Below are 15,193 nucleotides of genomic sequence, written 5' to 3'. Positions count from 1 at the left end.
TGTTATGCAGGCCGTGATTATGGGCCGCGACGCTCGCCGAAGGAAGCACCCGACCCGCCGTTATAAACGTGCCTGGCGCGCCGCACCGCTGCGCGATTTGGCCATCGCCGCCAGGCGCACTGCCACGTTGGCCGCGCCGTAGCCGGCATAGCCGTTCTTGCGCTGGATGATCTCGAAGAAAAACCGCCCCTCGAAAGGCTCGGTGTACACGTGAAACAACTCACCGCCCTGAGCGTCGCGGTCGTACAGCACGTTGTAGTACGCCAGTTCGCTGAGGAACTCATCGTCAAAGTCGAAACGCGCCGCCAGGTCATCGTAATAGTTGAGCGGGATATCCAGCAGCGGCACCCCGGCCTCTTTGGCGCGGCGCACTTCGGCGAAAATATCCGCGCAGTCGAAGGCAATGTGGTGCACGCCCGAGCCGCGATAGCTCGATAGCGCGTGGGAAATCGCCGTGTTGCGGTTTTCGGAGATGTTCAGCGGCAGGCGGATCGAGCTGCAACGGCTGCGCAGGGCACGGCTTTTCACCAGGCCGTAAGGGTCGGGCAGCACCACTTCGTCATCGGCTTTGAAATCCAGCAGGCTCTTGTAGAACAGCACCCAACTGTCGAGGCTGTCGGCCGGCAAGGCCATGGCCATGTGGTCGATGCGCAGCAAGCCGCCGCTGGACGACGCGGCAGGCTGCAGGTTGAAGTCGGTGTCATACAAGCCGCCTTCGCTTTGATCCACCAGGTAAATCAGGCTGCCATCTGGCGCACGCACCGCCGCCAGTTCCAGCTCGTTGGGCCCGACCAGGCCGCGATACGGCTGGCCCTTGTACGCCACCGCCCGTTCCAGGGCTTTGGCGCTGTCCTTGACCCGAATCGCGGTGGCGCACAACGACGGTCCGTGGGCCTCAAAAAAGTTGTGCGCGAACGAATAGGGCTCGCAGTTGAGGATCAGGTTGATATCACCCTGGCGCAACAGGCTCACGCTCTTGGAGCGATGCTGCCCGGCCTTGACGAACCCCAGGCGTTCCAGCCAATGGGTGAGCTTGGCGCCGAGGCTTTCGTCCACGGCGAATTCGAGGAACTCGATGCCGTCGTATTCGCTGGCCGCCGGGGTGTCAAACAGAATCTCGACAGGTTGCGCTGGCACTTCCTGCTTCAGACGCTCGCGGGTTTTCTCTTCCAGGTACAGCAAGGAGCGCAGGCCATCCGCCGCATTCGCGCGAGTCGGCGCGGCGCGGAAGCCGTCGTTGAAAATCTCCAGGGACAGCGGCCCGGTGTAGCCACTCTTGATGATCGGCGCGAGGAACCCCGCCAGGTCGAATTCGCCTTGGCCGGGGAAGCAGCGGAAATGCCGGCTCCACTCCAGGACGTCCATGGCCAGGATCGGCGCGTCGGCCATCTGCACGAAGAAAATCTTGTCGCCGGGGATCTCGGCGATGGCGCTCGGGTCACCTTTGAGGGACAAGGTGTGGAAGCTGTCGAGCAGCACGCCAAGGCTCGGGTGATCGACCTGGCGCACCAGGTTCCATACCTGTTGCCAGGTGTTCACGTGCTTGCCCCAGGCCAGCGCTTCATAGCCAATGCGCAGGCCACGGCGGCCGGCGTGCTCGGCGAGCAGGCTGAGGTCGTCGAGCAAAATGCGTTCGTCACCCACGCAGTCGGCCGAGGCATTGCTGCACACCAGCACCAGGTCGGTGCCCAGTTCCTGCATCAAGTCGAATTTGCGTTCGGCGCGCTCCAGGTTGCGGGCCAGGCGGTCACGGCGGCAGCCTTCAAAGTCGCGAAACGGCTGGAACAAGGTAATGGCAATGCCGAGGTCGGCGCACATCTGCCTGACTTCGCGGGGGCTGCCATCGTAATACAGCAGATCGTTTTCGAAGATTTCTACACCGTCGAACCCGGCCGCCGCGATGGCTTCGAGCTTTTCTGGCAGGGTTCCGCTCAAGGAAACGGTGGCAATAGAGCGTTGCATGGGCGACTCCCGGCATTTGAGGATGGTCTTATTTACGGCAAATTATTGGCCGCTAAACTGTCGACAGCAATTAAAATGTACGAACCGGTTAGTTTTTGGTGCGATTATCGAACACTATGCCGCTTTGGCGAATTGACGATTTTTTAGCCGCTGCTCACCATCGATCCGGTAACAAAGACCCAGAACACACCATAAAAATTTCAAAAAAACGGGTACGACCTCATGCCTCTGCAAAACTCCGCCCTGGCCGCGCGCCCGGGCAACCCGCACGCCGGCATCGGCGACAAGATCCGCGGCGCCCTGGCCGTGGGTAAAACGCGCTGGGGCATGCTGGCCCTGGTGTTCTTCGCCACCACCCTCAACTACATCGACCGCGCCGCGCTCGGTGTGATGCAGCCGATCCTCGCCAAGGAAATGAGCTGGACGGCGATGGACTACGCCAACATCAACTTCTGGTTCCAGGTCGGCTACGCCATCGGCTTCGTGCTGCAGGGCCGCTTGATCGACCGGGTGGGCGTGAAACGCGTGTTCTTCTGCGCGGTGCTGTTATGGAGCCTGGCGACCGGCGCCCACGGCTTGGCCACTTCGGCGGTGGGTTTCATGGTGTGCCGGTTTATCCTCGGGCTGACTGAAGCGGCCAACTACCCGGCCTGCGTCAAGACCACACGCTTGTGGTTCCCGGCCGGCGAACGGGCGGTGGCCACCGGTATTTTCAACGCCGGTACCAATGTCGGCGCGATGATGACGCCGATGCTGCTGCCGTTGATCCTGCACGTGTGGGGCTGGCAGGCGGCGTTCCTGTGCATGTCGGCACTCGGCGGGATCTGGCTGGTGTTCTGGGGCTTGAAGTACTTCAACCCGGAAGACCATCCCACCGTCAAACAATCCGAACTGGACTACGTGCAGCAGGAAGTCGAACCGGAACAGCCCCGCGTACCGTTCAGCCGCATCCTGCGCATGCGCGGCACCTGGGCCTTCGCCCTCGCCTACTCGATGACCGCACCGGTGTTCTGGTTCTACCTGTATTGGCTGCCGCCGTTCCTGAACCAGCAATACAACCTGGGCATCAACGTGACCCAGATGGGCATCCCGCTGATCATCATTTACCTGACCGCCGACTTCGGCAGCGTAGGTGGGGGGATTCTGTCGTCGTTCCTGATCGGTCGTGGAATGAACTCGATCAAGGCGCGGTTGCTGTCGATGCTGCTGTTTGCCTGCTGCATCGTCGGCGTGATCATGGCCGCCGGCTCAAGCCAGCTGTGGGTCGCGGTGTTTGCCATCTCCCTGGCGATTGGCGCGCACCAGGCCTGGACGGCCAACATCTGGAGCCTGGTGATGGACTACACCCCCAAGCACATGATGAGCACGGTGTTCGGTTTCGGCGGCATGTGCGCGGCCATTGGCGGCATGTTCATGACCCAGATCGTCGGCCACATCCTGACGGTGACCAACAACAACTACACCGTGTTGTTCACCCTGATCCCGGCGATGTACTTCATTGCGCTGACCTGGATGTACTTCATGGCCCCGCGCAAGATCCCGACCGTAGACGTCTAAGCTATCTGCGCCGCTGCTGCCAGGCAGCGGCCAGCCCGCTCATGCAGATCACCCCGATGCCGACCACCGTGGTCAGGTCCGGGGTGTGGTTGAACACCAACCAGCCCAACAACCCCGCGAACACGATCTGGCAATAGCCGAACGGCGCCAGCAAGGCCGGCGCCGCAAAGCGGAACGCCTGGGTCAGCATCAAGTGCGCGGTCATCCCGCACGTGCCCAGGGCCAGCATCAACACGCCATGCCACAGCGTGGGGACCTGCCAGAAGAACGGCACCATCGCACTCATCACCAAGGTATTGCACAGGCCGGCGAAGAAGTTGCTGGTGGTGGGCGTGTCGTATTGGCTGAGGATGCGCGTGAGCAGTTGGTAGAAGCAGAAGAACAGCGCCGAACACAGCGGCAGCAACACCGCCGGGGTGAACAGTTCGCCGCCGGGGTGGATGATGATCAGTACGCCGACAAACCCGCAGATCACCGCCAGCCATTGGCCACGCGTCACGTGCTCACCCAGCAGTGGCACCGAGAGCGCCGTCACCAGGATCGGCGCCAGGAAGTTCACCGCCGTGGCTTCCGCCAGGGGGATGTAATGCAGCGCCGTGGTGAAAAACAGGCTGGTGCCCAACAGGCACAGCGCCCGCACCACCTGCATCCCCGGCCGCTTGCTGCGCAACACCCGCAGGCCCGATTGCGGCAGGAAGATGCCTGCCATCAATAAGGTGTGCACCAGGTAACGGGCCCAGACCACCATCACGATCGGGTAGAACCCCGCCAGGTATTTGGACAAGGCGTCATGGCTGGAAAACAGAAACGTCGCCACCACAATCAGCAAAATGCCTTTGAAGGGGTGGTTGACGCCGGAAAGCGGGGTACTGACAGTCATTGAATTCTCTTGCGTGGCGCACGGTAGGACTCAACCCGGTAATCTAGCAGCCGGGCCGGCGTCTGCCCCAAGAGCATAACCAAACACCGTGCGAACAGCGCACTAAATCACCGGATTCGAGTCCAACGCTGCACCTTAGACCCTGCGTTGTACACTTTTTAACCAAGGCGCTGCCGCTATGAAAAAAATACTCTTTGTTCTTTCTGCCCTTGCCCTGCTCACCGCCTGCAACCAAGAAGCCAAGGACGCGCCCAAGCCCGCGCCGGCTTCCGTACAGGCCACCCTGGTGCCGCAAACCCCACCCACCGACAAATGGGTCGGCAAATGGATCGGCGTCGAAGGCCTCAACCTGACCATCGCCAAGGACGACAGCATCGGCCGTGGTCACTACATCCTCACCATGCAATACGGCCTCGACGCCGATGACTCGGGCACCTTCAAGGGTGAAGCAGCCGAGGACGGCATCACCTTCACCCGTCCGGACGGCCCGCAACTGCTGCGCGCCGGCGACGGTGCCGCCACCGGGTTGAAATGGCTGGCGGATAAAAAGGATTGCCTGGTGGTGGATACCGGCGAAGGTTACTGCCGCGACTGAAGCGGTTTTGCTGACACAAGTTTCATCTGGCGCCCCTGCCGGGACCGGCCGAGAGCAGCGATACTACGCAGCTCTCGAACCTGTCGGACAGCCGGGCTGGCGCCATTCCTACGCACCAACAACACTGTTCCAGAGTTCATCGAGAGGATTGCCCCATGCTATGGAAAAAAGGCCGACGCAGCGACAACGTGGTAGATGCCCGCGATGACACTGGAGGCGGTGGTGGCGGCATGCGCTTTGGGGGCGGCAAGGGCCTGAGCCTCACGGCCATCGTGCTGATCGTCGGCATCGGCTGGCTGACCGGCCAGGACCCCATGCAGATCCTCGGCCAACTGACCGGCCAGATGGAACAGGCGCCGTCGGTGAGCACGCAGTCGCGCCAGGCCCCTCCGGCCAACGATGAGCAAGCGGATTTTGTCCGCGCCGTACTGGGCGATACCGAAGACACCTGGGGCCAGGTGTTCCAGGAAAACGGGTTGGCCTACAAGAACCCGAAACTGATTCTGTTCCGCGGCCGGGTGAATTCGGCCTGCGGCGGCGCCACCTCGGCCAGCGGCCCGTTTTATTGCCCGGCTGACCAGCAGGTGTACCTGGACCTGGATTTCTTCCGGGAAATGTCGCAACGCTTCCAGGCCGCCGGCGACTTTGCCCAAGCGTATGTGATCGCCCACGAAGTCGGGCACCACGTGCAGACGCTGCTCGGCATCTCGTCGAAGATCCAGGCCGCGCGCCAGCAGGGCCGGCAGATGCAAGGCGATGGCGGCCTGCTGGTGCGCCAGGAGCTGCAAGCCGACTGTTTTGCCGGGGTATGGGCCAACCGTGCGCAAAAACGCCTGAACTGGCTGGAGCCTGGCGATATTGAAGAAGCACTGAATGCGGCCAACGCCATTGGCGATGACCGCTTGCAGCAACAGGGTCAAGGGCGCGTGGTGCCGGACTCGTTTACCCACGGCACCTCGGCACAGCGGGTTCGCTGGTTCAAGACCGGCTTCGCCCAGGGCCAGATCACTCAATGCGACACCTTTACCGCCAAGAGTCTTTAGATGAATAAACGATTGGGATTGCTGCTGGGTTTGTTGGTCACCTGTTCCGCCTTGGCCGCCGGGCCTGTCGTAAAAGAGCATGGCGTAAAAGAAGTCAGTCCCGATCGTTTCCACCTGGAGGCCGGCGACCTCAGCCTGGGTTTAAGCCAGGACTGGACTAAACCGCTGCCCCAGGTCACCCGCGCCTTGATCATCGTGCATGGTCGCCTGCGCAATGCGCAGACTTACCTGCAAAGCGGTGAAGACGCCGCCGAGCATGTGGGCCAGGCCGCCCATACACTGGTGATTGCGCCGCAGTTTCTAAATGAATCCGACGTGAAGCGTAACCACCTCGACAACCAGCTGCTGCACTGGAATGGCAACGACTGGATGGCCGGCGACCCCTCCACCGGTCCGGGGCAGATCAGCTCCTATGGCGCTCTCGACCAGATCATCAAGCACTTGGGCAACCGCAAGCTGTTCCCGGCGCTCAAAGAGATCGTGATCGCCGGCCATTCCGGCGGCGGCCAGGTGGTGCAGCGTTTCGCGCTCACCGGACACGACCACCCAACCCTGCAGACCGAAGGCATCAGCCTGCGCTACGTAGTGGCCAATCCATCCTCCTACGCCTATTTCACCCCGCAGCGCCCGGTGAAATTCGACACGGCCAGTTGCCCCGATTTCAACGACTGGAAGTACGGCCTGCAAAACCTGCCGGCCTATGCCAAGGGCCAGAGCGCCGAGCAGCTTGAGCAGGCCTACGTGTCCCGCAACATCACCTACCTGCTGGGCCAGCAAGACACTGACCCGAACCACCCGGCGCTGGATAAAAGCTGCGCCGCCGAAACCCAAGGCGCCTATCGCCTGATTCGCGGGCACAACTATTTTGACTACCTCAAGCAGCGTCATCCGCAGTTGAGCCATCATCTGGTGGAAGTGCCGGGGGTGGGGCATAACGGGGATGGGATGTTTACGTCACCGGAAGGCCAGCGGGTGTTGTTCGTCCAATAACTGACGGAACCGGATAAAACTGTGGGAGCGGGCTTGCTCGCGAATGTGGTGTGTCAGTCACTGAAAATGTTGACTGGCGCACCGCATTCGCGAGCAAGCCCGCGCCCACATTGGATCTTCAAAGACCGATCTAAATCATCCGGCGCAACACCGAGCAATCCTCGGCATGCCAATCTGCCAATTCCGGCCAGGGGTTCTCCGGCAGGTTCACCAATACCGTCCGCGTTCCCGCCGCCCGGCCACAATCCAGGTCGAAGCGGTAATCGCCGACCATCACCATTTCGCTCGGCGCCACGTCCCAAGCGGCCGCCAGCTTCAGCAAGCCATCCGGATCGGGCTTGGGTTGCGCATCATCACGCCCCAGCACGTCCTCGGTGGCAAAGCAGTCCGCCAGGCCGATCGCTTCCAGGGTGATATGCGCCAACTCGCGCGCATTACGGGTCAGGATGCCCAGGCGATAGCCACGTCCGGCCAGCTCGCGCACCAGTTCCACCGCGCCTTCGGCAGCCACCGAATCCAGCGCCAACGCCCGCTCATGCTCCAGCAGCCAGGCGTGCTTGGCCGCCGCAACCTCCGTCGGCAACGCCGCCAGGTGAGTGAGGATGTCGTCCTCGGGCGGAATCTCCAGGGCCACGCGAATGGCCGCGAAGTCATGCACGGCGACCGTGAGGGTGCCGTCCATGTCGAACACCCAGTGCCTGACGTCCGCCAGGCTCATGCCCAATCCTTGCGATGGCGAATCAGGCCTTCCTGGGTCACCGAGGCCACCAGTTGCCCGGCGCGGTTGTACACGCTGCCACGGGAGAAGCCACGGGAATTGCCGGCCCATGGGCTGTCCATGGCGTAGAGCAACCAGTCATCGGCACGCAGGTCGGCGTGGAACCACAGCGCGTGGTCGAGGCTGGCGACCTGCATGTCTTTCTGCCACACGGTCTTGCCATGGGGCAGCAGCGAGGTGGTCAGCAGGCCGAAGTCCGAGGCGTAGGCCAGCAGGTATTTATGCAGCGCCGGCGCATCAGCCAGGGCGCCGTCGGCGCGAAACCACACGTATTTGACCGGGTCGGACGGTTGCGGGTTGAACGGGTCTTTTTCGGTGACCGGGCGCACTTCGATCGGCTTGGGGCACAGCAGCTTGTCGCGCATGTGCTCGGGGATCAGGTGCGCGCGCTGCTGGGTCAGTTCCAGCTCCGACGGCAGGTTTTCCGGGCCAACCACCACGGGCATGGTGGTCTGGTGGTCGAAGCCTTGTTCGTCGTACTGGAACGAGGTGGTGCAAGTGAAGATCGGGTGGCCCTTCTGGATCGCGGTCACGCGGCGCGTGCTGAAACTGCCGCCATCACGCACACGGTCCACCGAATACACCACCGGCAACTTCGCATCGCCGGGGCGCAGGAAGTAACCGTGCAGGGAATGCACGTGCCGCGCTTCTTCTACGGTCTGGCTGGCAGCCGACAACGACTGGCCGAGCACTTGGCCGCCGAACAGCTGGCGAAAACCCAGGTCCTGGCTGCGGCCGCGAAAGAGGTTTTCCTCGATCGGCTCCAGGGTCAGCAAGTCCACCAGATCTTCCAATACTTGGCTCATAGAGCAACTCCTAAAATCTACGGGGCATTCCGGGCTGCCTATCCGTGCAGCGTGTCCAACCATTGGGCGCGGGTGATGCGGTACAAAACATGATGGCGCAGCGGGTCATCGGCTGCGACCTTGGGGTGTTCAAAATCTGCCAGCGGATCGTAATGCATACCGATGGCTTGCATGACTTTTTGTGATGGCAAATTGGCTTCCGTGGTGAAGGCGACGATTTCGTCCAAATTCAAACGATCAAACCCACAGCGCAACGCGGTCCACGCGGCCTCGCTGGCATAGCCCAGGCCCCAGTGCTCGCGGGCCAGGCGCCAGCCGATCTCCACCGCCGGGGCGAAGTCGGCGTCGAAGCTGACATTCAGCAGCCCGGTAAGGCCGATGAATTCGCCGGTGTCCTTGCGCTGCAATGCCCACAGGCCAAAGCCGTATTCGGCGAAGTGGCCGCGAATGCGGCCGATCAACGCGGCGCTTTCCAAGTGGCTCAGTTTGGCCGGGAAATAACGCATCACCTGCGGGTCGGCGCACATGCGCGCAAACTCCGGCAAGTCGCTGTCGCGCCATTGGCGCAACACCAGGCGTGCACTTTCCAATTCCAGTATCGGCTCCATGGGTCCCCTCCCTTGCCATGTGCGTGAGTGTACAGCGCTGTTAAGATCCGTCGCAGGTTCCCGTCAGAAAATCCCATGCCTTTGCCATTGATCTACCACGATGACTACAGCCCCGAGTTCCCGGCGGACCATCGGTTCCCCATGGACAAGTTCCGCCTGCTGCGCGACCACCTGGTGGACAGCGGCCTGACCGAGGACAGCCAGTTGCTGCGCCCGCAACTGTGCCCGCCAGAGATTCTGGCCCTGGCCCATGACAGGGGCTACATCGAACGCTACATGGGCGGCGAGCTGTCTCGCGAAGACCAACGTCGCCTCGGCCTGCCGTGGAACGAAGCCCTGGCCCGACGCACCGTACGTGCGGTCGGCGGCTCGATCCTGGCGGCGGAGCAGGCGCTGGAACACGGCCTGGCCTGCCACCTGGCGGGCGGCACCCACCACGCCCACTACGATTACCCGGCGGGTTTCTGCATCTTCAATGACCTGGCGGTGATCAGCCATTACCTGCTGGCCAGCGGCCGAGTGAATCGCGTGCTGATCTTTGATTGCGACGTGCACCAGGGCGACGGCACCGCACGCATCCTCCACGACACGCCGGACGCCATCACCGTGTCGCTGCACTGCGAAAAGAACTTCCCGGCCCGCAAGGCCCAGAGTGACTGGGACATCCCGTTGCCGATGGGCATGGGCGATGCCGACTACCTCAAGGTGGTGGACGACGCGCTCAATTACCTGCTGCCGCTCTACCAGCCCGACTTGGTGCTGTACGACGCTGGCGTCGACGTGCACAAGGACGATGCCCTCGGCTACCTCAAGCTGACAGACCAAGGCGTCGCCGCCCGCGATGAAAGCGTGATGCGCCACTGCCTGGGCCGCGACATCCCGGTGATGGGCGTGATCGGCGGCGGCTACAGCAAGGACCGCCCCGCCCTCGCCCGCCGCCATGGCATCCTGCACCACAGCGCGCAACGGGTGTGGACGTCATCAGGCTGTCACTGAACTGTGAGCGTTACCCACAATGCCTGTGGAACCACCTGTGGATAACTTGAGCGTAAGGACCTGAAAGCCTATACCGGTATGGCCTGCAAGAAACTGTACGTTTTTTGATCAGATAGTTGTCCACACGCGTGAAACGTTGTGGAACCTGGCGTCCGTGGCCGTTTTGCAACAAAACTGCCGCACGCTGGCGTCACCTTGAAGGCCTCTCCCGCTTTCAGAGTACCCCGCGATGGCAACGTACAAGATCGGCAGCAACTCGACACCCGGCAATGACGACGCCCTGAAGAAAGTCGCTGCCACCTTCGACGCGGCAATGTCCCGCGCCCTGTCCGGCTTCAAGGAAGCCGCCCACCCCGGCAACTTCAAGGTGCTGGCCGTGACCGACAACACCAAGGACCAGAAGATCGCCGACGTCAAAGCCACCGGCGACCAAGAAGCGATCAAGCGCCTCGACGACCCAAACCTGGCCGACATCAGCAACACCGGCGTGCCCCTGGCCAACATCGCCAGCATCACCAAGATTTCCGATAACGTCCTGGAGCTGAAAACCCGCGACGGCAAGGACATCATCATTATCAAGCAGATGACCCCATACCTGTTTGACGGCATGGCCGGCAAAGCCGACGCCGTGGACGCGCTGAACAAGAGCAAGGCCGACGGCTACCGCATCGCCCAGGCCGGCGACACTGCACCGGGCCTGGACACCTACAAGGCCATCGGCCCGGCTGACGAAGTCGGGCCGGGGATGATTCGCTACGAAACCATGTCGGGCGACAAGGTGGTCGTCAGTAAGGAAACCAACCTCGACCTGTACGAAAAAGTGAAGTCCGACGGTGAAACCTGGGGCCTGATCAACGACAGCAAGAACGACGGCTACCGCTTGGCCGGCGCCGATGAAGCCGGCAGCGTGAGCCTGGTGGGCACCCCGCAAGAACTCGGCCACGGGCTGATCCGCTACGAAACAGCTTCGGGCGACAAGATCATCGTGTCCCAGGCCATCAGCCCCGACCTGTACGCCTCGGTGGTGAAAGAATCCAACGGTATCTTTGGCGTCGACGGCGCCGTGGACACCAACTGGATCGACAACTCCAAGTACGCCAGCGCCAAGGACTGGGACAAGATCGTCGGCAACACCAGCGGCACGCCAACCCAGGAAGAGCGTGATCTCGACCGCCCGCGCGCCGCCTCGAAGATGCTCAGCGACAACTGGGACAAATGGGGCCTGCACGACCGCCCCATCGACTTCTCCAACCCGCCCGCCGACCTGCCGCCCGAAGCCCAGGCCTGCCTCAAGTACCTGGCCGGCAGCCCGAGCCTGATGAACGCCCTCGACAGCGGCGGCCTGGGCAAAAGCGATGGGGTGATTACCCACGCCGATGTGGATAAGTTCATCAGCCAATCGAACAAGGACCTGTCAGCCGCCTCGAAGTCCTACGGCACCTTCCTCAACAAGAACCCGGATGCCACGAACCTGGCCAAGGAAAACGCCAAGTCCGCCGCCATCGTCATGGCCAATATTTCCCTGGTAAGCAGCGCCGGCCCGGAAATGCAGGGGCCCAACCAACGCGCCAACAATGGCAGCCTGAACACCGCCAATCTCGCGGCGATCAAGGATGACTCGGGCCTGAGCCCCGAGTTGACCGGCGCCGCAGGCTATTGGTCCACCCCCGGCATGCTGCGCACCCTCGACATGGCCGGCGACCTGCCCGCCACCGCCAAGGCCGACGGCATCACCCAACAGAAAAACATCGGCGCGTGGCTGGAAAACCAGGCGCCCAAGGACGACCACGGCGTGTTAATGATGCTCAGCAACGCCGCGGTACGCAGCTCGGTGGCCGACGTCGACACCTCCAAACTGACCAAGGACGTGCTCGAACACCCGGAGAACTACGACGGCAAGACCAAAGCCGCCGTGATGATGGAAATCAGCGACGCCCGCGCGCGCATGGCCGCCAGCGATAAAGTGGGCGACGGCGACCTGTATGCGGGGATTACGGCGGACACCGAGTACCACCTCAACCCGACCAAATCCAAGGTCACCGACCAGCTCGATGCCGCCATCGGCAAGTTGTCCAGTGACCCGGATGTGAAGACCTTCCTCTCGCAAAACCAAGCGTCCGGCATGCGCGATATCGTCAACAGCGACCCGGCGATCAAGCATGAACTGCAGGCCTACCAGGACGGCCAGATCAACAGCGGCAATGTGCTCAACACCGCCCTGAACACCAAAGGGGCTGATGGCAAACCGCTGTCGCTCATGGACGCCCTGAGCCTGGCCGGCACCGACGCCACCCTCACCGACCTGGCACTGGGCGGCGATGGGCATGTGGACCTCAGTGTCATCGCGCAAAAGTCCGGCAAGTCCGGGGACATCGAGCAGTTCTTCAAGGACCACATCCTCAACGGCAAGGACCTGGAAGACGCCCTCGCCCAGCCGAATGCCGACCCGATGACCGCCATCGGCCAGTACGCCGCCCACGCCGAGCTGCTCAAGGAATTCCTCGGTGACAAGGTCTCGGCCCAGGACTCATCGACGGTGCAGCAGTACGTCAACCAGGCGGTGTCCGACTCCTTGGTCAACGGCGCCAACGACGACGTGCTCAAGGGGGCGTTCGGCGATGCCAATGGCAACTTCGACGAAGCCAAGACCACGGCCATCATCGAGAAAGCCATGGCCGACGACCCGGAGATGTTCAAAGACGCCACGGGGGCGCAGATCAAGCCACAGGACGTGATCTCGTTGATCCGCTCGATGTGGGACGTGAACCGTCAGGGCCAGAAGATCAGCGACGTACTGCCCAAGGCCGTGGACGGGCTGAAGCTCAACGCCAGCGATTCTTACAAACAAGGCCTGCTGCACATCGGCAGCGCCTTGCTGGCCGGCGGCGTACTGGCGGCGCGCTCGGCCACGGGCGGCAACAGCCCGGCGGACAACGCCGGGCGCGTGGCGGCGGGCATGCAGTTTGCCGGCCTGATCACCGAAGGCGGCACCAAGTACGCCAAGGAAGCCGGCTACGGCATGACCTGGAAACCCACCCCGATCGACCCGAACAAACCCCAAGGGATCGGCGACTTCCCCACCGGCAAAATGGTGCAGAACACCGACGGCCTCAACCGCCTGGGCAACCTGGGCAAGATCGTCGGCGGCACCGGCAGCTTTATCGGCGGCGTGTTCGGCCTGATCAGCGGGGTCAACAGCGCGTTTGCCGGGGATAAACTCAACGCCGGTTTCTCCCTCACCAGCGGCGCCCTGGGCACCGGCGCGGCAGTCGCCTCGATCATCGAAGGCGGCGCGGGTCTGTTCGGCATTGCCGATGCGGCGGCCATCGCGGGGACCTTCGCCGGCGTACTGGGTTGGGCCACCGCCGGTCTGGGCATCGTGACCAGCTTTGTGTTCCCGATCATCGAGGTGGTGAAGCGGGAAAAACAACAGGACGCGTTCTTTGGCAACCTGGTGCCGACCCTGGATAAATATGGTCTCACCGGCGGCCCGATCACCGACGCCGACCGTGCGGACGAGTACCCGCCGTACGCCAACACGGGTTTTGCCTGAGTACGTTTTGCCTAACGGCACGGGGCGCGCATTGCTTACAATGGGCGCCCTTTGTTTTTGACCAGGCCTGCCGATGTCCGCTACTGCTCCTTCCCACGTTGCCATTATCGGCGGCGGCCCTGCCGGGCTGATGGCCGCCGAAGTCCTGAGCCAGGCGGGCGTGCGGGTGGACCTGTACGACGGCATGCCCTCGGTGGGGCGCAAGTTTCTGCTGGCCGGCGTGGGCGGCATGAACATCACCCACTCCGAGGACTACCCCGCGTTTCTGTCGCGCTACGCCGAACGTGCGCCGCACATGGCGCCATTGTTGCGCGCATTTGGGGCCGAGGCGTTGTGTGAATGGATCCACGGTTTGGGGATCGAGACCTTTGTCGGCACCTCGGGCCGGGTATTTCCTACGGATATGAAAGCCGCCCCGCTGCTGCGCGCCTGGCTCAAGCGCCTGCGTGACCAGGGCGTGGTTATCCACACCCGTCATCGCTGGCTGGGCTGGAATGCCGAGGGCGACCTACTTATCCACAGCCCCGACGGCGAAAAAACGGTCCACAGCGATGCCGTGCTGCTGGCCCTCGGTGGCGGCAGTTGGTCGCGCCTGGGTTCCGACGGTGCGTGGCTCAAGTTGCTGGAAGATCGCGGCGTACCCTACGCCCCGCTGCAACCGAGCAACTGTGGCTTCGAGGTGTCGGCCTGGAGCGAGCTGATGGTCAGCAAGTTCGCCGGCGCGCCGTTGAAAAACGTCGCCATCGGGCTGGGGGATGACAAGCCTCGCCTGGGCGAATGCGTGGTCACCGCGACGGGGATCGAGGGCAGCTTGATCTACGCGCTGTCGGCGCCGATCCGGGAAGCGATCAACCGCGATGGTTCAGCCACCGTGCATATCGACCTGTTGCCGAGCAAGCCATTGGACAAAGTCCAGGCAGCCTTGGCAAAACCCCGTGGCTCTCGCTCGATGAGCAAGCATCTGCACAGTCAGTTGGGGTTGGACGGCGTGAAGGCCGCGCTGCTGCGTGAGTTGACGCCTGCCGAGCACTTCACCGATCCGGCGCAATTGGCGGTGGACATCAAGGCGCTGCCATTGACGCTGGTAAAGACCCGGCCAATGGATGAGGCGATCAGCACCGCGGGCGGCGTGCCGTTCGAGGCGCTGGATGAGCGATTGATGCTCAAGCCATTGCCGGGGGTGTTCTGTGCGGGGGAGATGCTGGACTGGGAAGCGCCAACGGGCGGGTATCTGTTGACCGGGTGTTTTGCCAGTGGCAGAGCGGCTGGGCGGGGGATGTTGGAGTGGCTTAATCGCTGAGATTTGCGGTGAATTCCGAGCCGCCTTCGCGGGCAAGCCCGCTCCCACCTTTGACTGCATTCCAATGTTGGAACTCGGTCAAATGTGGGAGATTTGCGGTGAATTCCGAGCCGTCTTCGCGGGCA

General features: G+C 62.6%; 12 protein-coding genes. 7 read left to right on the top strand and 5 right to left on the bottom strand.

What is annotated here, in order from left to right:
• Window positions 1-60 precede the first annotated feature (60 nt).
• Complete coding sequence (quiC, locus tag KHP07_RS26485; protein WP_214498323.1) at window positions 61-1,962, bottom strand: 3-dehydroshikimate dehydratase QuiC; 1,902 nt, start codon at window positions 1,960-1,962, stop codon at window positions 61-63.
• Between the two features lie 222 nt (window positions 1,963-2,184).
• Here quiC and KHP07_RS26480 point away from each other — a divergent pair, with 222 nt between their 5' ends.
• Entirely contained in the window at window positions 2,185-3,519 is a 1,335-nt protein-coding gene (locus KHP07_RS26480; protein ID WP_099491020.1) for an MFS transporter, read from the top strand.
• A gap of 1 nt (window position 3,520) precedes the next feature.
• On the opposite strand, the gene KHP07_RS26475 is transcribed toward KHP07_RS26480, so the two are convergent.
• Window positions 3,521-4,399, bottom strand: a complete 879-nt coding sequence (locus KHP07_RS26475; protein WP_078050291.1) for a DMT family transporter — start codon at window positions 4,397-4,399, stop codon at window positions 3,521-3,523.
• Window positions 4,400-4,577: 178 nt separating this feature from the next.
• Here KHP07_RS26475 and KHP07_RS26470 point away from each other — a divergent pair, with 178 nt between their 5' ends.
• The 3 genes from KHP07_RS26470 to KHP07_RS26460 all read left to right on the top strand — a co-directional run bounded on the left by KHP07_RS26470 (window position 4,578) and on the right by KHP07_RS26460 (window position 7,027).
• Complete coding sequence (locus KHP07_RS26470) at window positions 4,578-4,994, top strand: membrane lipoprotein lipid attachment site-containing protein (protein WP_078050292.1); 417 nt, start codon at window positions 4,578-4,580, stop codon at window positions 4,992-4,994.
• A 155-nt stretch (window positions 4,995-5,149) separates the two neighbouring features.
• On the top strand, window positions 5,150-6,037 hold the full coding sequence (gene ypfJ / locus KHP07_RS26465) for a KPN_02809 family neutral zinc metallopeptidase (protein WP_078050293.1): 888 nt from the start codon (window positions 5,150-5,152) through the stop codon (window positions 6,035-6,037).
• A complete protein-coding gene (locus KHP07_RS26460) occupies window positions 6,038-7,027 on the top strand; it encodes a hypothetical protein (protein ID WP_100492104.1) in 990 nt (329 codons plus the stop codon).
• 130 nt (window positions 7,028-7,157) lie between these two features.
• Here KHP07_RS26460 and KHP07_RS26455 read toward each other — a convergent pair whose 3' ends face one another.
• Genes KHP07_RS26455 through KHP07_RS26445 form a run of 3 tightly spaced genes read right to left on the bottom strand, consistent with a single transcriptional unit; the run spans window position 7,158 to window position 9,219 of the window.
• Entirely contained in the window at window positions 7,158-7,745 is a 588-nt protein-coding gene (locus tag KHP07_RS26455; protein WP_214498322.1) for an HAD family hydrolase, read from the bottom strand.
• Window positions 7,742-8,611 (bottom strand): acyl-CoA thioesterase II, encoded by an 870-nt coding sequence (gene tesB, locus KHP07_RS26450; RefSeq protein WP_025858197.1) that lies wholly within the window; start codon window positions 8,609-8,611, stop codon window positions 7,742-7,744. Before tesB ends, KHP07_RS26455 begins: the two co-directional genes overlap by 4 nt.
• A gap of 38 nt (window positions 8,612-8,649) precedes the next feature.
• Complete coding sequence (locus KHP07_RS26445; RefSeq protein WP_214498321.1) at window positions 8,650-9,219, bottom strand: GNAT family N-acetyltransferase; 570 nt, start codon at window positions 9,217-9,219, stop codon at window positions 8,650-8,652.
• 75 nt (window positions 9,220-9,294) lie between these two features.
• Between KHP07_RS26445 and KHP07_RS26440 the strand changes: the two genes are divergently transcribed.
• The 3 genes from KHP07_RS26440 (at window position 9,295) to KHP07_RS26430 (ending at window position 15,068) form a co-directional block, all read left to right on the top strand.
• Window positions 9,295-10,215, top strand: coding sequence for a histone deacetylase family protein (locus KHP07_RS26440; protein ID WP_100492102.1), 921 nt, complete (start codon window positions 9,295-9,297; stop codon window positions 10,213-10,215).
• A gap of 229 nt (window positions 10,216-10,444) precedes the next feature.
• Window positions 10,445-13,768, top strand: coding sequence for a type III effector HrpK domain-containing protein (locus tag KHP07_RS26435; protein ID WP_214498320.1), 3,324 nt, complete (start codon window positions 10,445-10,447; stop codon window positions 13,766-13,768).
• A 73-nt stretch (window positions 13,769-13,841) separates the two neighbouring features.
• Window positions 13,842-15,068 (top strand): TIGR03862 family flavoprotein, encoded by a 1,227-nt coding sequence (locus KHP07_RS26430; RefSeq protein ID WP_214498319.1) that lies wholly within the window; start codon window positions 13,842-13,844, stop codon window positions 15,066-15,068.
• Window positions 15,069-15,193: the final 125 nt, after the last annotated feature.

The sequence above is a fragment of the Pseudomonas sp. VS40 genome (assembly GCF_018587885.1).
Lineage (GTDB): Bacteria > Pseudomonadota > Gammaproteobacteria > Pseudomonadales > Pseudomonadaceae > Aquipseudomonas > Aquipseudomonas pergaminensis.
Note: the sequence above shows the minus strand (reverse complement) of the source record. Positions and strands in the feature narration are given on the sequence as shown.

What these genes read in the sequence shown, in the direction of transcription:
- KHP07_RS26435 (WP_214498320.1), top strand. Translation starts at nt 10,445, where the DNA reads ATGGCAACGTACAAGATCGGCAGCAACTCGACACCCGGCAATGACGAC.
- KHP07_RS26475 (WP_078050291.1), bottom strand. Translation starts at nt 4,399, where the DNA reads ATGACTGTCAGTACCCCGCTTTCCGGCGTCAACCACCCCTTCAAAGGC.
- KHP07_RS26445 (WP_214498321.1), bottom strand. Translation starts at nt 9,219, where the DNA reads ATGGAGCCGATACTGGAATTGGAAAGTGCACGCCTGGTGTTGCGCCAA.
- KHP07_RS26460 (WP_100492104.1), top strand. Translation starts at nt 6,038, where the DNA reads ATGAATAAACGATTGGGATTGCTGCTGGGTTTGTTGGTCACCTGTTCC.
- KHP07_RS26440 (WP_100492102.1), top strand. Translation starts at nt 9,295, where the DNA reads ATGCCTTTGCCATTGATCTACCACGATGACTACAGCCCCGAGTTCCCG.
- quiC (WP_214498323.1), bottom strand. Translation starts at nt 1,962, where the DNA reads ATGCAACGCTCTATTGCCACCGTTTCCTTGAGCGGAACCCTGCCAGAA.
- ypfJ (WP_078050293.1), top strand. Translation starts at nt 5,150, where the DNA reads ATGCTATGGAAAAAAGGCCGACGCAGCGACAACGTGGTAGATGCCCGC.
- KHP07_RS26455 (WP_214498322.1), bottom strand. Translation starts at nt 7,745, where the DNA reads ATGAGCCTGGCGGACGTCAGGCACTGGGTGTTCGACATGGACGGCACC.
- KHP07_RS26430 (WP_214498319.1), top strand. Translation starts at nt 13,842, where the DNA reads ATGTCCGCTACTGCTCCTTCCCACGTTGCCATTATCGGCGGCGGCCCT.
- tesB (WP_025858197.1), bottom strand. Translation starts at nt 8,611, where the DNA reads ATGAGCCAAGTATTGGAAGATCTGGTGGACTTGCTGACCCTGGAGCCG.
- KHP07_RS26480 (WP_099491020.1), top strand. Translation starts at nt 2,185, where the DNA reads ATGCCTCTGCAAAACTCCGCCCTGGCCGCGCGCCCGGGCAACCCGCAC.
- KHP07_RS26470 (WP_078050292.1), top strand. Translation starts at nt 4,578, where the DNA reads ATGAAAAAAATACTCTTTGTTCTTTCTGCCCTTGCCCTGCTCACCGCC.